General features: G+C 37.3%; 24 protein-coding genes. 10 read left to right on the plus strand and 14 right to left on the minus strand.

The annotated features are described in order from the left end of the window. The 6 genes from AB9L17_RS20960 to hemE form a co-directional block, all read right to left on the minus strand. Positions 1–960 (minus strand): YncE family protein, encoded by a 960-nt coding sequence (locus AB9L17_RS20960; protein WP_375199747.1) that lies wholly within the window; start codon positions 958–960, stop codon positions 1–3. Positions 961–1,486: 526 nt separating this feature from the next. After that, positions 1,487–1,774 (minus strand): hypothetical protein, encoded by a 288-nt coding sequence (locus AB9L17_RS20965; RefSeq protein ID WP_375199748.1) that lies wholly within the window; start codon positions 1,772–1,774, stop codon positions 1,487–1,489. Positions 1,775–1,941: 167 nt separating this feature from the next. Further along, a complete protein-coding gene (locus AB9L17_RS20970) occupies positions 1,942–2,343 on the minus strand; it encodes a hypothetical protein (protein WP_068986006.1) in 402 nt (133 codons plus the stop codon). A 428-nt stretch (positions 2,344–2,771) separates the two neighbouring features. Further along, a complete protein-coding gene (hemY, locus tag AB9L17_RS20975; protein ID WP_223553935.1) occupies positions 2,772–4,199 on the minus strand; it encodes a protoporphyrinogen oxidase in 1,428 nt (475 codons plus the stop codon). A 14-nt stretch (positions 4,200–4,213) separates the two neighbouring features. Beyond that, positions 4,214–5,134, minus strand: a complete 921-nt coding sequence (gene hemH, locus AB9L17_RS20980; protein WP_068986008.1) for a ferrochelatase — start codon at positions 5,132–5,134, stop codon at positions 4,214–4,216. A gap of 164 nt (positions 5,135–5,298) precedes the next feature. After that, positions 5,299–6,348, minus strand: coding sequence for a uroporphyrinogen decarboxylase (gene hemE / locus AB9L17_RS20985; protein ID WP_375199749.1), 1,050 nt, complete (start codon positions 6,346–6,348; stop codon positions 5,299–5,301). Positions 6,349–6,581: 233 nt separating this feature from the next. Between hemE and AB9L17_RS20990 the strand changes: the two genes are divergently transcribed. After that, positions 6,582–7,100 (plus strand): antibiotic biosynthesis monooxygenase family protein, encoded by a 519-nt coding sequence (locus AB9L17_RS20990; RefSeq protein ID WP_068986009.1) that lies wholly within the window; start codon positions 6,582–6,584, stop codon positions 7,098–7,100. A gap of 107 nt (positions 7,101–7,207) precedes the next feature. Continuing rightward, positions 7,208–8,368: an amidohydrolase gene (locus AB9L17_RS20995; protein WP_375199750.1), complete on the plus strand. Its 1,161-nt coding sequence runs from the start codon at positions 7,208–7,210 to the stop codon at positions 8,366–8,368. Here AB9L17_RS20995 and AB9L17_RS21000 read toward each other — a convergent pair. The 3 genes from AB9L17_RS21000 to AB9L17_RS21010 form a co-directional block, all read right to left on the minus strand. Beyond that, entirely contained in the window at positions 8,353–8,541 is a 189-nt protein-coding gene (locus AB9L17_RS21000; protein WP_375199751.1) for a hypothetical protein, read from the minus strand. The genes AB9L17_RS20995 and AB9L17_RS21000 overlap by 16 nt on opposite strands. A gap of 242 nt (positions 8,542–8,783) precedes the next feature. Beyond that, on the minus strand, positions 8,784–9,968 hold the full coding sequence (locus AB9L17_RS21005; protein ID WP_375199752.1) for an ABC transporter permease: 1,185 nt from the start codon (positions 9,966–9,968) through the stop codon (positions 8,784–8,786). Continuing rightward, on the minus strand, positions 9,952–10,701 hold the full coding sequence (locus AB9L17_RS21010; protein WP_068986013.1) for an ABC transporter ATP-binding protein: 750 nt from the start codon (positions 10,699–10,701) through the stop codon (positions 9,952–9,954). The genes AB9L17_RS21005 and AB9L17_RS21010 overlap by 17 nt, the downstream gene beginning before the upstream one ends. A gap of 104 nt (positions 10,702–10,805) precedes the next feature. On the opposite strand from AB9L17_RS21010, the gene AB9L17_RS21015 reads away from it, so the two are divergent. The 6 genes from AB9L17_RS21015 (at position 10,806) to AB9L17_RS21040 (ending at position 14,154) form a co-directional block, all read left to right on the plus strand. Further along, positions 10,806–11,219 carry an HIT family protein gene (locus AB9L17_RS21015; RefSeq protein ID WP_375199753.1) on the plus strand — a complete coding sequence of 138 codons (414 nt, stop codon included), beginning with the start codon at positions 10,806–10,808 and terminating at the stop codon, positions 11,217–11,219. Positions 11,220–11,361: 142 nt separating this feature from the next. Then, a complete protein-coding gene (locus AB9L17_RS21020; protein ID WP_223553814.1) occupies positions 11,362–11,892 on the plus strand; it encodes a tryptophan transporter in 531 nt (176 codons plus the stop codon). Between the two features lie 161 nt (positions 11,893–12,053). After that, entirely contained in the window at positions 12,054–12,449 is a 396-nt protein-coding gene (locus AB9L17_RS21025; protein ID WP_375199754.1) for a YtxH domain-containing protein, read from the plus strand. 156 nt (positions 12,450–12,605) lie between these two features. Continuing rightward, positions 12,606–13,166: an HTH-type transcriptional regulator Hpr gene (locus tag AB9L17_RS21030; RefSeq protein ID WP_068986017.1), complete on the plus strand. Its 561-nt coding sequence runs from the start codon at positions 12,606–12,608 to the stop codon at positions 13,164–13,166. A 186-nt stretch (positions 13,167–13,352) separates the two neighbouring features. Further along, a complete protein-coding gene (locus AB9L17_RS21035; protein WP_223553811.1) occupies positions 13,353–13,898 on the plus strand; it encodes a DUF3267 domain-containing protein in 546 nt (181 codons plus the stop codon). 70 nt (positions 13,899–13,968) lie between these two features. Next, a complete protein-coding gene (locus AB9L17_RS21040; protein ID WP_068986019.1) occupies positions 13,969–14,154 on the plus strand; it encodes a hypothetical protein in 186 nt (61 codons plus the stop codon). A gap of 395 nt (positions 14,155–14,549) precedes the next feature. Here the strand turns inward: AB9L17_RS21040 and AB9L17_RS21045 are convergent, their stop codons facing one another. Next, positions 14,550–14,669, minus strand: a complete 120-nt coding sequence (locus AB9L17_RS21045) for a YjcZ family sporulation protein (RefSeq protein ID WP_083227091.1) — start codon at positions 14,667–14,669, stop codon at positions 14,550–14,552. A gap of 144 nt (positions 14,670–14,813) precedes the next feature. Here AB9L17_RS21045 and AB9L17_RS21050 point away from each other — a divergent pair, with 144 nt between their 5' ends. Further along, on the plus strand, positions 14,814–15,800 hold the full coding sequence (locus AB9L17_RS21050; protein ID WP_223553809.1) for a peptidylprolyl isomerase: 987 nt from the start codon (positions 14,814–14,816) through the stop codon (positions 15,798–15,800). Between the two features lie 211 nt (positions 15,801–16,011). Here AB9L17_RS21050 and yhaM read toward each other — a convergent pair whose 3' ends face one another. Genes yhaM through AB9L17_RS21065 form a run of 3 tightly spaced genes read right to left on the minus strand, consistent with a single transcriptional unit; the run spans position 16,012 to position 21,058 of the window. Beyond that, entirely contained in the window at positions 16,012–16,950 is a 939-nt protein-coding gene (gene yhaM / locus AB9L17_RS21055; protein ID WP_068986021.1) for a 3'-5' exoribonuclease YhaM, read from the minus strand. Continuing rightward, entirely contained in the window at positions 16,947–19,838 is a 2,892-nt protein-coding gene (locus tag AB9L17_RS21060) for an ATP-binding protein (protein WP_375199755.1), read from the minus strand. The genes yhaM and AB9L17_RS21060 overlap by 4 nt, the downstream gene beginning before the upstream one ends. A 5-nt stretch (positions 19,839–19,843) precedes the next feature. Then, positions 19,844–21,058 (minus strand): metallophosphoesterase family protein, encoded by a 1,215-nt coding sequence (locus AB9L17_RS21065; RefSeq protein WP_375199756.1) that lies wholly within the window; start codon positions 21,056–21,058, stop codon positions 19,844–19,846. 375 nt (positions 21,059–21,433) lie between these two features. On the opposite strand from AB9L17_RS21065, the gene AB9L17_RS21070 reads away from it, so the two are divergent. Continuing rightward, positions 21,434–21,619, plus strand: a complete 186-nt coding sequence (locus tag AB9L17_RS21070; RefSeq protein WP_068986024.1) for a YhzD family protein — start codon at positions 21,434–21,436, stop codon at positions 21,617–21,619. A 138-nt stretch (positions 21,620–21,757) separates the two neighbouring features. Here the strand turns inward: AB9L17_RS21070 and AB9L17_RS21075 are convergent, their stop codons facing one another. Beyond that, a complete protein-coding gene (locus AB9L17_RS21075) occupies positions 21,758–22,540 on the minus strand; it encodes an enoyl-CoA hydratase (RefSeq protein ID WP_375199757.1) in 783 nt (260 codons plus the stop codon). Between the last annotated feature and the right edge of the window lie 59 nt (positions 22,541–22,599).

Raw genomic sequence — 22,599 nt, forward strand, 5'->3', positions numbered from 1 at the left:
TTATTCCTCCCTCACTAACAGTTGAAATGCACCGTTCCCCACATCAACTGTTTTCTTCACCTGACCTTCTTTTATAAAATACAAAGTATGGTCATCATAGCCAGCGACAACAATATAATCTTTAAACTGATTTACGACAAATGGATTAGCGCCTACCTCTAGCTGCCATTTCACATTTCCATCAAAGTCAGCCACATATAATTTATTATGGCCATGACTAACAACGAGGACAGAATCCTTTGTTTTGGTTAATCCAACAGGCATTAAAGGCATTTCTATCTCTCCATGTTCCTCACCTGTCGTAAGATCATATTTTTTCACAGTACTATTCGGTTTGCTTCCTTCTCCATGACCACCTATCCAAAGTTCATTCGTCTCTTCAAGAATTGCTATCCCATGAGATGATTTTTGAATCGGCCACTCTTGCTCAACCTTTAGATTATCAATGTTTAACACCGATAATTTCGTGTCTTTATAATTTATTACATATAGCTTATCTTTATAGGCAGCCATCGACATAGGATAATTACCAAGCTTCTGTGTTGCAAGCTCATTGCCTTTCTCATCAAAGCTTGTCACAGTATTTGTTTTGCTATTCGTAATAAAAAACTGTTTTTTATTTTCAACATAATACGCATTCGTTGTACCAACCTGTACTTTTTTAGAGTAGAGCTTCTTCCCGGTTGATAATGTATAGACGTCAATTTCATTCAATTGATGACCATACAATAATACATGATCCTGTCCGAGCAATATTGCCCCTGAGTAAGCTTTGTCAAATAACCATGTTGCTATGACATTACCTTGTTCATCTATAAAATCTAATGAAGGTTCTTGTATATTTAAGGACGCAATAAAGTTCTGATCGCGTTCAATAGACTCAAGCGACTTCTCCGTACATCCTGCTAACCATACAATCTGTACTAAAGAAAAAATGAAGAATGCCCATTTTTTCAACATCATCACCTCTGTTTCTTAACTATACTTCACAATTGTGAAATCCAAGTGAAACTTGAGAGGTAAATTTATGACAAACAAATAAAGTAATTTTCGCTATTATTATGTAACGCTTCATCAACAAGCATTTATCCAACCAAAAATTATTGATAGCGAATGCACATAACAACAAAGCGAGTCGCCCAAAAATGGTTAATCAACACACCTGCTAATTTAATAAAAAATAATGCGTATAAAAAATAATAATTGATCTATACTATTAAAGATTTCACTTCAAATCCAATGACTAGGAGGGTTAACCCGATGAGTAAGGTTGATCGATAGCTCTTACTGAATAAAGCTAAAGTACAGTATCTTAGGGATATCTTAAGATTCTATGCGGAAGCGAGGCAGTGTGTCATGGAGAAATAAATGTAAGTGGAATTCAAACCCGGATATTATTTCCGGGTTTTTTATTTTATATAATTAGGGAATTCATAACAAGTGAAAATCGGATAAAAAACAATACAGGATGTTACGCACACGCTGGCTAAATAGATTTTGCTTTCCCTTTTTTTAAAATTCCCATAAGAAGAAGGACAAGCCCGATTAAAAACAGAAGCGGAAACATTACCATCATTAGTGCGACTGCCGCAAAACCCTCACCTTCATATACCCCATACAGAATAGAAACAACCCATGAGAATAAAGGAGCAATTACTAACATCATAGTTATTCCCCAAATTATATATTTCTCTTTGTTCGATTTACCATGACTTATCATAAAAGCTACGCCTAGTGCCAATGCTAACCCCAAAATACCTAATCCAATTTCCAAACTTACCCCCCTATTCTTCAGCTGTTTCACCACAAATATCCAAATCAATTAATGATACCTCGGCATAATTGCTTTCAGTGGGCTGCATCTTTGTTTCAAACCGACAGCATCAGATGGTCGCTTAATATCTTCATAGTTATAAGGATAAGTTTACGGCAGAAAATCCCTTATTCATTACCCTTTTCTGTGAATTTTATATGATATCCACCTTTAGTATTCTTTCCTTCAATATGGACATAATGCAGGCGATGGTCTGCAAGGGTAGTAAAAGTACCTTGGCTGTCTTCTTTAAATGTTTCTTGCCAGATTATTTTCTTGCGATCAGTCCATTCTAAGGTTAGCTCTCCTTCCTCCACTTTTACATCATATGAGATCGTAACGATATTTCCCTTTCTGAAAAAAAAATTATAATTATCCAAGCCGGCAAACCTTTTATAGGAAACGTTTAACGTTTTGCCAAAATTATTATCAGTATAGCCCCATTTAATAACTGTTATAAATTTAATATGTTTCCTTAGCATAAAAATAATTAGAATAAGTACGATAAAAAAAATTGTATTTGGGGACACACTTTTTCTTCCTTCCCATTCAAACTCGTTTTTTGTAATGGTGTTTCTGGAAAGACCGTGTTATCAATAAATATTCATCACGCTTTCACCAGCAGCCAATAACCTGACCACTCCATCATATACGATTTTATCTTTTCCTTTGCAGCTACATGATATTTCTTCTTGGCACCTTTATATTTCCCTTTTCTGATAAAAGGATTTTTTTGATGCGATTGATTTATTCTATGAAGCTGATGGATTAGATATAGAACTCATGCTAGGGGGTGCTAATTCTGACGGGATATTATGGTCATGTCATCGGATTTTCTAATAGTAGATTCTAGGTAACTTAAAGTGAAACAAGCCAGGGAAGTTTCATTTAACCTTCCCTGGCTTGTTGTTCAGTGATATTTCGCATCTTCTTTGTGCGACTATCCATCTCTTTAGCTTTATTGCTGCTCAAACATTTCCATTAATATTTCATTAGCAACGTTCTTACCTTGCTCAACGCACTCTGGTATAGATATTCCTTCGAAGGAACTTCCTGAGAGCTTAACAGTTGGAAAATGTTCTTGCAATTCTTTCTTTACACGCTCTATCATCGCCTCATGACCTACCGTATACTGCGGCATAGCATTTTTCCAGCGAGAAACTACTGTCATCAACGGTGCTCCATCTACACCAATTGTTTTCGTTAAATCCTGCAAGACGGTCTTTTCAATTTCAGTATCAGATAACGCTACAATTGCCTCGTCACCCACTCGTCCAATATAACTACGTAATAGCACGTAATCATTTGGTGTTGTGCCAGGCCACTTTCGATTAATCCAAGTGCAAGAAGTTATTGAAAAATCACTATTTCGAGAGACAAAAAATGATAATGCATCTAAATCACCTAACTGGTCTTTTTTAAAGGCCATTGTCACAGTTGCAATAGTTGCAGCCTTCATCGTACTCAATTCACTTAATAGCTGGTGTTTGTTGAACATTTTTTCTGCCACATTAAATGGTGTAGCAATAAGAACAGCATCTGCTTTTAATTGTGTAAAATTATTTAACACAACTTGGACAGTACCATCTTTACCATGTTCTATTTCTTCAACTTTAACACCCTTCATAACTGTCCCAGGAAGTAGTGATTCTTCAAGCTTTTCGATAAGTGTCTCAAGACCATTATTAAATGTTTGAAAAATCCCCTTATCTTTCGAGATGCGATGGTTACTTAAAAAATTCGTACCAGACTTTTTCATACCAATCAGTAGGCTACGATATTTTTGTTCTAATCCGTAGAGCTGCGGGAATGTTAAACGCATACTTAACTGCTCAATATCACCAGCAAATGTTCCTGCAAGTAATGGTTCTACTAGATTTTCCACAACTTCAGCACCGAATCTTCTTCTAAAAAATTGCCCTAATGGTTGATCATCATCTTGTGCAGAACGGGCGATGAAAAAATCACCCGCTGCACGGACTTTACCGCTGAGTGAAAACAAACCTGATGTAATAAATGACGAGATAAGCGGTGTTGCCCCAGACAAAAGATTACTCGGAATTGGATATAATTTACTACCAACAGCAATATAATTCGGTCCTGCATTGCTTGTAATCAATTCCTGTTCAATTCCTAAATCTTTTGCTAGAGCATATACATAGTTCTCACGATCAAAAAAAGATTCTGGCCCGCGCTCAATAATAAAGCCATCTTTTCGCAGTGTTTGTATTTTTCCGCCAAGACGTAATGACGACTCGACAAGTACGATATCTAACGGCAATTCTTTTGCGCGTGCTTCTTTTTGCAAATAGAATGCAGCTGTGAGGCCAGTAATGCCACCGCCTACCACAACTACCTTACGTCTTTTCTGAGTCACCAACATCATCACTTTCTTTTCGCTTAGCTTAATTTTTTATGAATGGCATCAACCATTGCATCAATAAATAATGGGTGTGTATTTGGCATTGCTGGACGATAATAGTTCGCGCCAAGTTCATCACAAACAACTTTACATTCAAAATCGTTGTCATATAAAACTTCTAAATGTTCCGTTACAAAGCCCACTGGCGTGTAAACGAACGAACGGAAGCCTTTCTGCTCGTAAAGTTCACGCGTTAAGTCTTGAACATCTGGACCGATCCAAGGTTCTGGTGTTTGTCCTGCTGATTGCCAGCCAACTTCTACATTTTTTATACCAGTCGCTTCTTGGATTAGTCGCGCTGTCTCAATTAATTGATCTTCATATGGATCGCCTAACTCTTTAATTTTCTCTGGAAGTGAATGTGCGGACACAATTAAACATGCTTTTTCGCGTTCTTCCTCAGACATTGCATGAAATGTTTCATTCACTTTAATTTTCCAATACTCAATGAAATTTGGTTCATCATACCAAGATTCCACAGGCGTAATTGTTAAACGACCTCCAGCTGCTTCTGCTGCACGGCCATTATATGATTTAATGGAGAACGTTGAGAAGTGAGGAGCTAATACGATAGAAACTGCTTCTTTAATACCTTCTGCTACCATTCCTTCGACAGCATCCTCAATGAATGGGTGGATATGCTTTAAACCGATAAATAATTTGTATTCCACATCATCTTGTACTTCATTCAAGCGTGCACATAAAGCTTCAGCTTGTGCTTTTGTAGCCGCAGCAAGTGGCGATAAACCACCGATTGCTTCATAACGACTACGTAAATCTTCTAAATGCTCTTCTGATGGTTTGCGACCGTGTCGGATATGTGTATAGTAAGGTTCAATGTCTTCTTCTTTATAGGGTGTTCCGTATGCCATTACTAATAAGCCTTTAATTTCTTTCATTAACTTTTTCACCTCTAAAAATAGTTAAAATTAAATTTTTTCTCATATATTAATGTGACAAAAAGAAGCTGTCCAATTCATCAGATTGGACAGCACCCTTTCTTATGATGAAATCTGAACATCATTCATAGAAAAGGATAAAACCTTGGTCACTTCTACATTATTTAAGAACGTGCTTGGATTTGTTGAGCACTATATTCATGAATAAGTGCCGTTAAACGTTTTAACACTGCTGGGTCTACCTCTGGGAATACACCATGACCTAAGTTAAAGATATGTCCAGGCATTCCTAAACCTTGATCGATAATATCTTTCGTACGTTTCTCAATAACAGACCAATCAGCAAGTAATAGCGATGGATCTAAGTTACCTTGAACTGGTTTTGTAATCCCGTTTATGCGTGCTTCTTTAATTGGTAAACGCCAATCTAGGCCAACAACATCGATCGGTAAATCATTCCACTCTTTCGCTAAATGACTTGCACCGACACCAAACTGAATAAGTGGCACATTTTCTTTTTTCAGCTCAGCAAAAATACGTGTCATAATCGGCTTAATGAATACACGATAGTCTTCAACATTTAAAGCACCGACCCAAGAGTCAAATATTTGGATAGCTTTTGCTCCCGCTTCGACTTGGGCAGAAACATCAGAAATAATCATGTCAGCTAACTTGTCCATTAATGCAAACCAAGCTTGAGGCTCTGATACCATAAATGACTTTGTTTTATTGTAGTTTCTTGAAGGACCTCCTTCAATCATATAACTTGCAAGTGTGAATGGTGCCCCAGCAAAACCAATTAGTGGTACATTCAGCTGCTCTTCTGTTAACAATTTTATCGTTTCTAACACGAATGGTGTATGTTCTTTCGCATTGAATTCACCTAATTTTTCTATATCAGCGACTGATCGAATAGGGTTTGAAATGACAGGACCTACGCCTGCTTTGATTTCTACATCTACACCAATACCCGGAAGAGGCGTTACAATATCTTTGTATAAAATTGCTGCATCAACATTGTAATTTTCAACTGGTAAACGCGTTACATACGCGCAAAGCTCAGGTTGATGTGTAATTTCCTCTAAGGAGTACTTTTCTTTAATTGCACGATATTCTGGCTGAGAGCGTCCTGCTTGTCGCATATACCAAACTGGTGTATGTTCCGTTCTTTCCCCTCGTGCAGCACGTAGAAGTGAATCATTAAAAGTTGTCATGAATAGTTCCTTCCCCTCGATAAAATTCATATCGTAAAATTCTCTTGTTTATTCCGTTATTATTGATATCCGTTTTCAATAGTAAACGCTTCCTCTGTTATTGTATAGTTTTCCTAGTGAAATGTCATAAAATTGTTCTTTCTATAAGCATTCTTTTTTGACAGAGCTTTAGACTTACACTTAAATGGAGATAATCACATTATATTTTGAACATTCATAAGGAGGGCAAATTTATGTATATTTATTTAACTTCTGGTACAGGTGATTTTTTAGAACAGTTAAAAAATAAATATCCAAACGAGGAGATGATTTTAATACACGGAGAAGGAAACTCTGTGCTTATACATGAAACAGAAGGGAAATCTGTCTTTACGACACCACGGAAGTTTGAAGTACTAGATTCAGTAAATAATTTAGAAGAACGCGGCTTCTTTGTCTTCAACAATATTCCCGTTACCGATGAAGGTCGACCCGTTTTTGAACATCGCTTTTTAAATCGAGCACGTGCTATAGAAGATGAGCCAGGCTTTGTAGCATTTCGACTACTACGTCCAATAAATAGTGAAACATACATTGTAATGACACAATGGAACGGTCCTCATTCGTTCGAAGCATGGAAAAGCTCTAAGGCCTTTACATCAGCGCACGCAGAACGTAAAGAGCCAACAGGTGTGAATCAGCAAAATATTTTCTCAGCAGCTTCCTATGTCACAACCTATAATGTTGCCCCGAAGGAAGAAGACGAAGCTTAGTTTTTTAAGCTTTGAGGGTATTCACTTCTCTTCCGCGGATATTCTCCCAGCACGCGCGAATATTCACTTCTATACTAGTTAATACATTCTGTTTAAGGAGGTTTCCTATGAACCAACATCTACGTGAAAAGGTTGATGCTCATTTTGATGAAATGGTGGCTATTCGCCGTCATCTACATATGCATCCAGAGCTAAGCTTTCAGGAGCAAGAAACTGCAAACTACATTATTCAATTTTATAAACAGTTAGGCGTGCCGGTGGAAGCTAATGTCAGTGGTTATGGTCTGATTGCACGGATTAAAGGAAGCAAGTCTGGTAAAACGATTGCTTTACGAGCAGACTTTGATGCACTTCCTATACAAGATGAAAAAGATGTACCTTACAAATCAACTGTGCCTGGCGTAATGCATGCTTGCGGGCATGATGGTCATACAGCTACTTTATTAATTATCGGTAAGCTTTTGTGGGAAATGCGCGATGAATTAGCTGGAGAATATGTTTTAATTCATCAGCATGCCGAAGAGGCTGATCCAGGTGGTGCGATTGGTATGGTACAGGCTGGAGCTTTGGACGGAGTCGATGCTATTTTTGGTACACATCTATCTTCCAGCCATCCAACAGGTATGATTGGTTACCGCGTAGGTCCGGCGATGGCCGCTGTTGATAGTTTTGAAATAAAAATTCAAGGTAAGGGTGGTCACGGTGCTCATCCGCATCAAACAAAGGATGCTATCGTTATTGGCTCTCAACTTGTTATGAATTTACAACAACTTGTCGCCCGTAGAGTTGATCCGACGGAATCGGCTGTTTTATCAGTTGGTTCATTCGTAGCATCTAATGCCGACAATATTATTGCCGATACAGCCTATTTAAATGGAACAATTAGAACGTTTAATAAGGATGTTCGTGAAACGATGGAGCGTGAGTTTAAACGGGTTATCCAAGGTACAGAAATTGCCCAAGATTGTACAATTGAAGTTGATTATCGTCGTGGCTACCCTGCAGTTGTAAATCATGAAAAGGAAACACTATTCGTGCGTAATATTGCACAGGATATATGCGATGTGGCAGAGATTGAAGCAACTATGGGGGCCGAAGATTTCGCTTACTACTTAGAAGAAAAGCCAGGTACATTCTTCTTTACCGGAGCCGAACCAGCTGAATATGCCCCACATCATCATCCAAAATTCGATATAGATGAAAAAGGTATGCTCGTAGCGGCAAAAGTATTATTAACAGCCGCACTAGACTATCAATTTGTAGAATAAAAAATAAAGCTCATTTTTCCAATCAAAGAATTGGAGAAATGAGCTTTTATAATTTGCTGATCACCATAACTTGGGTTGATTTCCGTTCCGACTGGGCGCTTTGTTGTTGCTGTCGTTGCACTTTCGCACATATAAAACATTGCTGCCGCTGCGTTAGCACTACGCTTTCGCACAGAAAACATCCGCTTCGCTGCAGGGTCTCGGGGCAACAGATGTTTTTTGCGCGAAAGCGAAGCGACAGCAGCAGGATGTTGGTCACGAAGGCGTTATCACAGGACGTGATGGTTTTAGCCTTCGTTCCTCTATCGCTGATCCCCGAGGAGTCTCCCAGTCTCCACTCCAATCAACTTATTCACATGGCATACGTTTTAGCAAAATGTCATCTACCTTTGGTGATAAGCTGAAATTAACCCTATTAAGGTTTTGAGATCTTAGCAGTCAATTCACTTATAACCAAAATGATAATGAAGGTTACATAAAACATTGGCTGTGTAACCCCACATAGACCGACAATAATAGCTTGAACAATCATTGCGAGACGTACAATTTGTTTGACTGCAACCTTTCGCGCTTCATCCGGTAATGGATAAAGCATGTCCATGCGGAATTCACCACTTGATAATAATGCCTGCTTTAGCTGTATCGTTGTAGCAAAACTCAATGCACCTGCAACAATCCACGTAACTACAGGAATATCTACAAAAGCTGCAATAACAGCTGAAATTACTGTTAAGCGTAGCCATAAATAAAAATGATCGTCTGTACGCACAAATGTCCGGAACACCAAGTACTTTTGAGCATTGTCCTTCTTGTATGACACAAATTTATAAAGCCAGTCAAGCCAACCACGACGACGGATGCTGCCACGTAAATGTGGAACGTCTGTGAAATAATTAGCAAAACGATAGAAACTCATCATGCGATTTTGTTCTAGCTTCACAAAATGCTCGTACGGCACAGGCTCGCCAGCACATTTTTTTCTAAATATAACAATATACACACACATAATAGCCACTGCAACAATCGCTAAAAGAAGTTGCATATGAAGCCCCATGTAAACAGCAACACCAAAGATAACAGCTCGAATTAGCCTGTCCACCCAAATCATTTGACCACGTTCACTATAACGATAGCTATATTCACCCTGAACGCTCAAATACTTCAATATAATAATAAGGAAGAACACTGCCCAAACTTCAAATGTTGTTAATTCAGTAACAGCTTTTAATAAAGGAATACTAACGATATAAACAATTGCCACAACCCAAACCTGTGACCAAAACGTCCACGCTAATGCCTTTTTAAAATACTGTGCCATTTTTGATTCTAAAGGTAATAAATACACTTGGTCAGGCTCTCTCAAAAGTGAAGTTGGACGACTAAATGCTAGCAAAATCCCAACTACCACTGCAATTATTACCTCTGCCGGAAAATCAGGCTGAACAATTTTCAGCCATTCACTATATTGATAGCCCCCTGCTCCAATAAGAAATACTATTACAATCGCTATATGCCCCGTAAAAATAAATCGCATATATTTTTGCACTTCACCTATATAATGCATGAAGCGAGAGGACCATACATCACGCAAGTTCTTCATGGTCGCGCTCCTTTGTCATTGCAATATATAAGTCATCTAATGTCGCATGTGGCATCGCAAATGCCTTACGTAGATCCTCCATTGTCCCTTGTGCTCGCACACGCCCTTCGTGCAATAAAATTATGCGGTCACAATGCTTTTCAGCGGTCGATAAAATATGTGTGGACATTAATATAGAAGCGCCCTCTTTTTTCTTTTCATCCATTTGATCAAGCAATGATTGAATGCCTAGCGGGTCGAGTCCCACAAAAGGCTCATCAATAATGTAAAGACTTGGATTGACTAAAAAGGCGCACATAATCATAACCTTTTGACGCATCCCTTTTGAGAAATGAGATGGGAACCAATTCAGTCGTTTTTCCATTCGAAATTCCTTTAATAATAATTGTGAACGAGCTGCAAGTGTTGCTTCATCTAGCCCGTAAGCCATTGCGGTTAATTCTAAATGTTCACGTAATGTTAACTCATCATATAATACAGGTGTTTCAGGAATATAGGAAAATGCTGTACGATACTTGTCCGTATTTTCCTTTAACGTCACACCATTTAAACGAATGTCTCCTTCTTTTGGAAGCATCGTTCCGATAATATGCTTAATCGTCGTACTTTTACCAGCACCGTTCAAACCAATTAAGCCAACAAGCTCTCCTTTTTCAATCGTAAATGATAAATCTTTAATTACAGGCTTTCTTGTATAACCACCTGTCACATGTTGTACCTCTAATACCGTCATGCCCTCACTCCTCTTCTTGTTTATATTTTATCAAAAATTAGCAAATGATACAGTTATGAGTGTGATAGAATGTATTTACATATAAAATAAGGGGGAATTTTCGAATGAGCGATTGCCTATTTTGCAAAATCATTGATGGATCTATTCCAAGTACAAAAATTTATGAAGACGAACATGTCTATGCATTTACGGACATTTCACCTGTAGCAAAAGGTCATACACTATTAATTCCAAAACATCACTGCAAGGATCTATTCGAAATGCCTGAGGCTGTGGCTAGCAATTTATATGCAGTAGCACCGAAAGTTGCAAATGCTATTAAAGCTGCTTTTAATCCAATTGGACTGAATACAATTAATAATAATGGTGCTGCAGCTGGTCAAACTGTTTTCCACTACCATTTACATTTTATTCCGCGTTACGATGAAAAAGAAGGCTTGGACTTAAATTGGCAAACACAAAAATATACACCAGAGCAATTAACTGAAGTTGCAGAAAGCATTAAAGCCAACCTTTAATTAAATGGCATATACTTAAATTATCAGAATAGTATATTGCAATTTAAATGTATTTATCGTACAATCACAAATAAGTTTCGCTAACGGTCATGAGGACACGTTAGGAGACAAATAGATTAGCTTAGACGAGGAGAGATTAGAAATGAATACAAAGAATTTAGTTTTAATGGCACTTTTAGTTGGTGTCGGTGCAGCCCTTTATGTAGTTACACCAGGTATGGTAAACGGTATGAAGCCTGATTTCATGCTAACAATGATGTTTATTGGCATTTTATTGTTCCCTACTGTTAAAGAAACGTTTTTACTTTCTTTAGTAACAGGTGTACTTTCAGGATTGTTTACAACGTTTCCTGCCGGTCTTGTTCCCAATATTATCGATAAAGCAGTTACAGGTTTTGTCTTTTTAATTGCCTTAATTGTCCTAAAAAAATTGGTAAACAATTTCATAGTATCGGCTGGCTTAGTTGGTTTAGGAACAATTTTATCTGGAACTGTCTTTTTAGCAGTAGCACTTTTTGTGTTCAACGCAAATGTTGGTGCAACATTCACTGTTCTATTTGTAGGTGTTGTATTACCTGCTGTGGCATTTAATGTCATTGCTTTTACGATTATTTATCCTATAGTTACAAAATTAGTGAAACGTTCTAAATTCAATACAGCTATTTCAGTGTAATAAAAAGATGCATAAGGCTAGAAAATGCACTTTAATTTAACAAAGGAAGCTAAACCGTGATACAAAATCACTCGTTTAGTTTCTTTTTTCTTTTTGTATATGGGCATTTCATGGTTTAATAGTAGATAACACATGACAATTACAGAAATGAGGTATTCGATATGAAAGCAAAACCATTTTTATTTGGACTAGCAGCTGGGATCGTTGGCGGGACAATCGCAGTACTTTTTTCAACTCCTCAATCAGGACAGCAATTACGTGCTAATTTGCGAGCAAATGCTGAAAGTACAAAGGACAAACTTTTAGATGTAAAGCAGCAAGTAGATACAGTGAAACAATCCGTTAATTCACTAACAAATGAAGTGAAAAATAATATACCACAAATAGTAAACGATTTAAAACAAACAATTACTACATTTACAGAAGAAATCGAACCATCAAAGAATAACTTACAACAAGAAATAGAAGCATTACAGAATTCATTAAACGAAATCGAGAAGAATGTCACACAAATCACAGAAAATGGGAAAAAATCAAAAGAAAAAGTTATAGACTAAAGTCCTTCTTAACAACCAAAAAATCTATATTTTTATTAAAAACAATTGCTATAATATCATTTTTTAACCACTTTTCAATTTTTTAATTTTTCTAACTTTAAACTTATTTTCTTTATTGCTATAATATTTTTAAAATGTTAAAGAAAGCAGTAGGTGATGGCTTTGTCAGAGGAATTATATACTCAAAAAGAAGCGATGCTTTATAGTCAAAGAATTGCGCAATTATCAAAAGCCTTATGGAAAGCGGTTGAAAAAGATTGGCAGCAATGGATTAAACCCTACGATTTAAATATTAACGAACATCACATTTTATGGATTTCGTATCATTTAAAAGGGGCTTCAATTTCCGATGTAGCAAAATTTGGGGTTATGCACGTTTCGACAGCATTTAATTTTTCAAAGAAGTTAGAAGAGCGTGGATTCCTAAAGTTTTCAAAGCGGGATGACGACAAACGTAATACGTATGTTGAGTTAACAGAAGCAGGTACAGAACTTATTGTTGAAATGAACAGTAATTATCATAATACTTATCATTCTGTGCTCGAAGGCTCGTTAGCTTTAAAAGACCTATATGGTCGCTTCCCAGAATTTTTAGATGTTATGGCTGTTATTCGTAATATATATGGAGAGGACTTCATCGACATCTTTGAGCGTTCCTTCCAACACTTCCGTGATTCCTTTGACACAATGGAAGAACGTTCAACTGTAAAGGGATGAAAGTGAGAACCAAGCGTGCTTTTACGGGCAGTTACTCGTCAAATGTACTGACTTCCGTTGAAAGCAGTTAAAATACATGTAAAAAGAGGTATTTCAGAAATTTCTGAGATACCTCCTTTTTCTTGCATTCTAACATAAATCAATTTACATTAAATAGGACCCTTCCTATTTAGGAGTTGATAAACTATGCATTGTTGGAAAATTTTAAACCTAGAACATCATTACGGAACAACACGTATTATAATAATGTCTGTATTTGTTTTTTTAACCGTCTTTGCTCTTTCCTATGTAACATTTAATTTATTTAATGACGAGCACTATACAGATCATTTGTTTTGGCTATTTGTTATTGCTATATTAGCACTCTATCCAATTCATAAATTCTTTCACTTTCTAGCATTGTATGATTTACGTCAGCATTTAAAATTGCGTGTGCGTACCCAATTTTATGTTATTCCTGTTCTACACATGCGTATTCAGGAACCTTTATCGAAAAATCGTTATATTTTAGCTTTACTCACGCCATTTATTGTTATAAATACAGGCATTTTAATAGGGACACTGCTATTCCCTGTGTATACCCATTATGGTACATTGCTTTTAGCTTACCATTGTAGTTTATGTTTAATTGATATTCTGTATGTGAAATATTTATTTAATTCACCTAAAGACTCCCAAATTGAAGAAACACCGAAGGGCTATGAAATTTTAGTGCCACCCACTATTCACTAAATTGCTTGTACTTGTGTTTTATTGACGTTTTTTGATATGCTATTAATACTGAAAGAGGGGAGGAATAGACTTGCTATTAATGATTGTAGTTCTATTCTCGGTATTCTATTTATTTCAAATCAACCGCATGACATATGCACTGTGCATGCGACGTGAAATTCCCGAAGAGAAACATCCAAAAATATTCCGAACTATAAATATACTTATTACAATTTTACTTGTCTCATTCTATATTGAAATTTTATATGCAGTATAGTTAGAAAGAAAAGTATATCTACGCCCGTCCGCTTGCATGGAGTAAGTTTGATACCACATATAGCAACTCGTTCTGACCAATTTTATTTTCTGGACGTGACCTTAAGCGTACGGCGTGAAAGTCTTATAATGTAAAAAAAGCTAAGGAGATACCCTTAGCTTTTTTTCTTTTTCCCCCACATATAGCTGGCAGTAAGACGAGACTTCAAACTGATAGGGGTAAACGAGATTAGTTAAGTTGGGAAGCGACTTCCAGTAAATGCCCGATTGGTTCCGGCCACCAGGATGTTGGTCACACAAGCGTTTTCACAGGATGTGAAGGTTTTAGCTTGTGTTCCTCTATCCTTTAGGGAGAGGGAAATGAAGCCCTCTCAGAATGAAGTTTTACTTTATCAATTAGTATAGGAACGCTGCACCAACAATAATTAATAAAATAAATAACACAACTATTAAAGCAAAGCTTGAGCCTGAACCATAGCCGCCGCCGCCACCGCCGCCGTATCCTCCGCTGCCCATAACTTCACCCCCTTTCTTTTCTATATCCTATGCGCTTCAAAATTCGAAATATAGGCTATACTCAAGGGGGGAACCATTTTGTTTTTAATGCGTTTATGTTATAGTAAGCAATGGACGAAACCACGTTAGGAGAGAATATCTACTATGAAAAAGACAGTTTTATCTGTAACATTAGCTGCTTCGGTATTAGCACTTGGTGCTTGTAGCGGAGGAGACAAAGAAACAGTTGTTACTTCAAAGGTAGGCGACATTTCAGTTGCTGACTTTAATGAAACAGCAAAAACTTTAACAGGCTCATTTGTAATACAACAAATGGTGTCTGAGAAATTATTAGCTGATAAATATGAAGTAACAGATAAAGAAATCCAAAAGGCTTATGACAATATGGCTACACAATTTGGAGGTAACTTTGACCAAGTTCTGCAACAAAGTGGCTTAACTGAAGAAAGCTTTAAAGAAACTTTACGATTCCAACTTCTTCAAGAAAAGGCTTTAAAAGATAAAGCTATTAAAGAAGAAGATGTAAAAAAATATTATGAACAAATGAAAACTGAGTTAAATGGTCGTCATATTTTAGTGGCAGATGAAAAAACAGCTAACGAAGTCATTGCCAAAATTAAAGGCGGCGCTGCTTTTGCGGATGTAGCAAAGGAATACTCAACTGATACTGGCTCTGCTCAAAAAGGCGGAGAGCTAGGCTGGTTCTCTGTTGGCACAATGGTAGATGAATTTAATGATGCTGCTTATGCCCTAGAGTTAAATACATTAAGTAAGCCTGTAAAAACAAGCTTCGGTTACCACGTTATTGAAATTACGGACAAGCGTGATGTAAAAGGTGTTGGCTCATATAAAGAAGAAAAAGATAATATTAGTTCACAAATGCTAGCTAAATTAACGAATTCAGGTGAAGATAAGCAGATCCTTAAAGATATCGTTGCAAATTTAGCTAAGGAAGCTGATGTAAAAACATCTGATAAAGATTTCAAAGCAGCTATAGAGGATCTTTCAACAACAAGTGAAGAACAAGCTAAAAAAGCTGAAGAAGAAGCTAAAAAAGCTGAAGAAAAAGCTGCTAAAGAAAGTAAAGAAGAAAAAGATAACGCTGAAGATACTGAAAAAGAATCTAAATAGTTATTACTGTACTATATGAAAAAGGGTTACGCTGATACAGGCGTAACCCTTTTTATATGCTGTTTCTTTGAAATAAGTTTTCTTGTGAATACATCTGTTGAAGCAAATGAAAAGGATTCATTGTGAATGCTTTTTCATTTTTTGATTGAAGAGATAAAGCATCACATCTCTTTTACAATCATCCCCAACTGTGATGAGACTCAAATCTACATTACTTAATAGCCGGCTTGTAAAATGATCGATTATCTAGCGGGAAAAGTCTCTCAGTAAATTCACCTGGCGCAGTTTTACCAAGTGCTCGTGTTAGCATATTCATCTTTGCATCAATATTATCAATGTAATGCAAGATTTCCGCTTCTTGAATCATTGGTTTTTTCGGGCTGCCCCATTCTTCTTTACCATGGTGAGATAGCACCATATGTTGCAATAGCATTACTTCTTCGCCCTCGATCTCTAGTTCACTAGCAATCTTGGCAATTTCATTAACCATAATAGTGATATGGCCAAGTAAATTCCCCTCAACCGTGTACACTGTTGCAACCGGTCCTGATAACTCAACAACTTTGCCAATATCGTGCAAAATAATTCCTGCATATAACAAATCTCGATTTAATGTAGGATATAGATCAGCAATGGCTTTACCGAGTTTCAACATTGATACCATATGATCCAGTAAGCCTGATGCATAATCATGATGATTCTTTGTTGCAGCTGGATAAACTAAAATAGCATCCTGATGTTTTTTAATAGCTGCTCTGGTAATTCGTGATATATTCGGATTTTTAATATCAAAGAAAAATTGTGTCAACTCTTCATATAATTGTTCTTTTGGAGTTGCTGAGGAAGGAACTAAATCATTAATAGCAATTCCCTCCTCTGGTTTTGCTACACGGATCGCTTTTATACGCAATTGACTTTTGCCACGGTAGTCATGAATTTCTCCACCCACACGTACAATTGCCTCAGCTTGGTACATTTTTTCGTGCTCTTCATTTGTATCCCATAGCTTCGCCTCAATATCTCCACTTTTATCTTGTAATAACAGTGACATAAATGGCTTCCCAACTGTGGTAACCCCTTTTGTCGCTTGTTTAATTAATAAAAATTGATCAACCGATTCTCCAACCTGGAGCGTCGTAATACCCTTCATGTTGACGCCACTCCCCTTTCATTTGCTAGTGCTCCTACATCGACAATTTGGTCTTTCTGCCAATGTTCGAGCATCGCGTCATGGCAAGTAAAATATAGAATTTGACGTTCATATCCTACTTCTTTCATTAATTGTACCATTTTGTCTGTACGGTTTCGATCAAAATGGACAAAAGGATCATCCATAATAAATGGAAATGGGGCAGAAGCTGTAAGCGTTTTGGCCAGTGCCATGCGCAACGAAATATAAGCTTGCTCCTTCGTTGCCTGTGATAATTCTGCCATTTGATAACGTAATCCTGAAACATCGTGTGCAACAAAATAGCCTTCATCATTAATTAGAAGCTGATCGTAACGTCCACCTGTTAACAAATTAAACATTGCATTAACTTCTGTCAAAACATGAGGTAATTTTTCTTCTCTTAAGCGGAATAATGTTTCGTGTATGGCAGTAGTCAATGCTTTTTTTGCAGCCCATTGCCCAATCAGCTGCTGCAACACTGATTTCTCTTGTTCAAACTGTTGAAGCAATTGACCATATTTCTCGTCATTCAGAAGATTCTCCTTCTGAATTTGTAGTGTCGCTCGTTGTTCCAAGCAATGATCTATTGCTAACTGCATTGCGCCTCGTTCCTCCTCTAAAGCAAGGAGTTGTTCATGAAGCTGTTCTTCGTCGATTAATGATTGTTTGTTGTCTACATCCAGTGAGACTAGCTGACTCTTAATTGCTTGAAGTTCTGTCTTTATTTTTTGCTGTTGCTCAAATTGTTCATGAATTTCATAATAAACCTTCTCTGATTGAACATTCGCAGCATTAAATAACTGAGTAACTTCAGACTCATAGTTCTCTATATGAGATTGTACACTTTGAATTTTTGTTTGAAGGCTAGCCAACTGCTCTTTTGTTTGTTGGGACACTTGCTGCTCCTGTTGCAAAGTAAGGAGTGCGGTGCGTAAATGCATAAAGATTTCCTGCTCACTATATTCCACCTTTAACACTCGCTGTGCTTGTTCTACTAGCTCATTTTTCTCTGCCTGTATCATTTGTAGAAGGGTACATGTACTCTTCTTCTTCGCTACCAACTCTTGAACACCACGTATGCGCATAAACAGCTCTGGTAATAGTGTTTTTGGTACATTCCCCTCTAGCTTATAGCGCCCTAAAAATTGTTGAAGCGACAGAGTGGCTTCTTCAATTACCAGCTCAGCCTGCTGAATTTTATATTCAAGTTTTACATATTGTCGTTCTTTTTCTTGCTGTTGCTCATTTACATGTAACCATCGATCCTCAAGTCTTTGTTTTTTTAGCAGTATGGTCTGAGCAACATTCTCCTCCTGCTCTAACTCACGTATTTGCTGACTATGTTGTTTACTCGGCGTTTCATGTGCTTGTCTAGCAAATTTTAAATATAAGGTAATGAACAGTAACATAACCACACCTATGACAATTACAGCCATATTTTTTTCCAAAACACCATAAATAAACGCAAGTACACTTATTGCTAACATTATGAATATCAAAACACTTGGTTGTTGCTGTTTCGAGCGTTGTGACCTTCCCAAACGCAACTGTTCGAGCTTTCGCTTACGCTGGGGCCACTGTGCTAAAATATGTTCTTCCTCAGTGGATAATGACTCCTGTTTAAGCTGTTGTTGCTGTTGAGCGATTGTATCTAATTCTGCATGTATTTGTTCTAACGAACGCAGATGAAATTTTAGCCCTTCTTCCGCTTCTTCTAATAGGCTTAACTGCCGTTGAAATTGTTCCTCTTGCTGTAATGATACGGTTTCCTCAAGCAAAATATCCTGAGCTGTTTTTTCCTGTACACCTAATAAACGAAACTGTGCTTCTATTTCTTGTTCAAGTAAATACAGCTCGTCCATTAAGTTCTGTTCCTTCACAACTACCTGATTCCATGTTGCTTCTTTATTCAGAAGTCGAGACATTTCAGAAATAGTTTGCTCGTCCACTGTTAACTGCAGTTTATTTTGTAATGCCTGATACTGCTCCTTCAATTGTTCGATTTGTAGTGTTTCATGTACAAGCCGATCCTTTAATTGCTCATAACGCCGGATCCCTTCTGGTGGAAATTGCACATGTTCATAGCTTTTCAGCATCTGCTCAAAAGCCTTTTGCTGTTTCATAAGTGGCATTGCCTGCTTGAGAATTGTTAGCTGTTGCCAATTTTGCTGCTGCGTTTTTTGCTGACTATATAAACCTTCTAGCCTTTGAGCGAGTTGTTGTAATTGCAATAATTTATCCTCAAAGGTCTGAATATTGTCTTGTTCTTGTTTAATTGTGCGTTCCAGCTTTTTTAAATGTTCTAATTTTTGATTAATCAGAGGCACCTTACCTGATTTTTTAAAAAGCTCACTAGCATCTTTGTCCAATTTCTTTTCTAGAGACGATAACTGCTGAATCCCTGTTGTCCCAGAAGCAAGTAATAAATGCGTCAACTCTTCCTCTGACATTTTTTCAATGCCCTGTAGCTCATGTAATGAGAAGGAAAAAATTGACTCAAAGGATGCTCTTGAATAGCCATATAATAGTTTTGCTAGAAGCTCTTCATGCCCTGTTGTCCCGTCTTCGAGATAAACTGTAACATCGCCCACTGCCTTCCCTTTAACACGTTCTATGGTGCATTGCCCATAGGACGGATGCCAAATCGTAAGCTGACCACCAAATTTAGTAGATGTCTTTGGCTCATATTTACGTTGCACCTGTTGCCTCGTAGGAAAACCAAAAAGCATTTGTAAAATAAACTGTTGAATAGTGGTTTTGCCCGCCTCATTCATACCATAAAAAATGGTAACACCTTCATGTAAGGAGATTGTGATGTTTTCATGCTTACCAAAGCCATAAATTCGGATCTTTTGTATCTTTAGCATGTTATTCACACCCTTTGAATTTCTTCTGCTAATAACTCTTGTGCGTTGTGCATTAATTTTTTTATATCCTGCTCTGTTAAAGGCTCAATTAGTCTTGCACCACCAGCATGTTGATACAGATCCTTTAAAATATCCTTCCATTCTGAAAGATCCCATTGCTCCATTAAGTTCATTACAGATTCAGTTGCGGCAGTATGCTCATACGATGCTGACGATTGATGTAACATGAGCTTTTGCACCCAGCACATCGGTTCAATCCCATCCTCTGCTTCTCGAATAGTTTCTAGCCATGTATCTACTGTGGCATATTCAAATAAAGATTGTGATTGTTCATCTATATTTTTTAAGTGGAGCTCAACAACAGATGCCCCATACTCTAAACGATTGTTCGTTAGTGCTTCTTCACATTTTCTTAGTAGTTCATTGGCATGAAACACATTCGTACAATCCACCTCTACCGTGTTATAAACAACAGCAGATGTCGGAACGAATTCCATGTCAGTAGTGTTTTGAGACAAGGTTACATCATAGAAGCCTTTTACTCCCTGCTCTTTCCGATGTCTGCTTTGAATATTGCCAGGATAAACAATCGGTGGATTTTGGTGTAAAAGTTGTCGTTTATGAATATGTCCTAAAGCCCAGTAATGATAGTTTTTTTCAAGAAGTTGATCTTTTGTGAAAGGGGCATAAACATCATGTGTAGTATCGCTAGCCTCACTACCATGAAGCATACCAATATGAATAACATGCTGGTCCTGCGCAACAGGATAACTATCAATCTTTGCTGTCTTTATATGGCGTTCACCATAACTGAAGCCATAAATATTGACTTGTTGACCACGTATGTTTAACTGTACAACACTCGTCTCAGCCGGTAACTCATAAACATTGCTAGGTAAGGCAAAGCGCGTCCAAGCACCATTTAAATGATCGTGATTACCATAGCTTAAAATGACAGGAATATTATGCTGAAAGAGTTTTTCCATCGCCTCTTGAAATCTTCTTTGTGCCTGTAAACTACGATTTTCACCATCATATATATCACCGACAATCAGTAAAAAATCAGGTTTCTCCTGAATGGCTTTCTGAATAATTTTATCAAAGGCTTCAAAAGTACTTGTTCGAATTTTTTTAAAATTATAATCAGGTAAACCAAATAAGCCCTTAAATGGACTATCTAAATGTAAATCTGCCATATGGAAAAAACGAATTTCTGACATCCAATCACCTCAAGTAATAGATAATTTATACCTTGACGTCACAATGTCCAGCTTTTTTTACTAGTGCAATCTTTTATCATTCGCAAAGTAGTATTTAGTACATCAAAGTTGCTACTAAATCATTTTACAATCGCTCTCTGTCTCTTTTTTATGCTGAAACATCCGTGAATCACGCCAAAACCGAATATTTGTTCTATTTTATCATACTTCTCGCTTGATGAGAAATGTATTCATAGAATATTCATCACATCAATAGTATTGCCTTATTTTTTCCACAACTTTCGTAATTTATCAAAATATTCGCTAGTTTTACCGTGAAGTTTATAAACCTTCTATGTATAATGGAAATATATTTAAGTAAAAGGTGGGGTTTGTATGAAGAATTATCGTTTTACGGCTTTCGAACAAACTGGGGAAACATTATTTGATGAAACTTGGACATTCGAAAACGATGAGGCTGCAAAAATTAACGGTCAACAGCAAATCATGGAAAAAGGTGTTGCCGACAAAACTCATCGTCTTGTTAATGCCTCGGGTAAATTAATCTTATTTCATGTCTAACAGTGGCTAGTAAAAGGCACGTAGTAAACTTTACTACGCGCCTTTTACTACTTTGAATTGACTGCCCGTAAATGCCACCATTGGCGAAGACTAATAATCAGTGCGGATGCAGAACCCCCTACTGATTAAAGTTTCACTTTATTTTCCTACAAAAACAGGCGCTCTTTTCTCTACAAATGAATGAATTCCTTCTAAATGATCAGCCGTTTTACGCATTGCTGCTTGTCCCACTGCTTCCATCGATAAAATACTCTCTAATTGAGGTAAATTTTGGGCATGTAGAATTTTTTTAGTCGTAATCATCGATGCAATTGGAGACGCAAGCATTTTTCCAACTAGTTGGTCCGTAATCGCAAAAACAGTCCCATCTGGTGCAACGTAGTCAATTAACCCTTCATCCTGTGCTTCCGATGCAGTTAATACCTTGCCTTCCCAAATCATTTGTTTAGCTTTGAAAGTACCCACACGTTCCTTCATAAAGAAATGACCGCCACCATCAGGTATGAGCCCTATACCTATGAAATTCATAGCGAGTTTACTATTTTCACATGCCACAACTATGTCAGCCCCTAACGCTAGACTAAAGCCTAATCCAGCTGATGCTCCATGAACTGCCGCAATGACGATCATCGGTAGCTGGTAATATGCTTTGACAATACGTGTTAAATAAACCATTGCCTCATTAATATTTAGTGGCTTATTTGGATCTAGCATTGCTTTAATATCGCCACCTGCTGAAAAGACTTTTCCTTCCCCGCGAATAACGAGAACTTGTATTTCTTGCTCTTGCTGTAGTGCTTCAAAGCATTCTGCTAGTTCACGCATCATCACATCGTCCATGGCGTTCATGGCATGTGGTCGATTTAATGTTAATGTTGCACGTCGTTCTAATTTCTCTAATGTAATCGTTGAAAATTCCATCCCAACACCCCCAAATATGAATAGTCATTCACTATGTACTATTCGTGTTTTTTTAGAAA

Source organism: Lysinibacillus sp. RS11 (genome assembly GCF_042019215.1).
In the GTDB taxonomy this organism is placed as follows: domain Bacteria; phylum Bacillota; class Bacilli; order Bacillales_A; family Planococcaceae; genus Lysinibacillus; species Lysinibacillus xylanilyticus_A.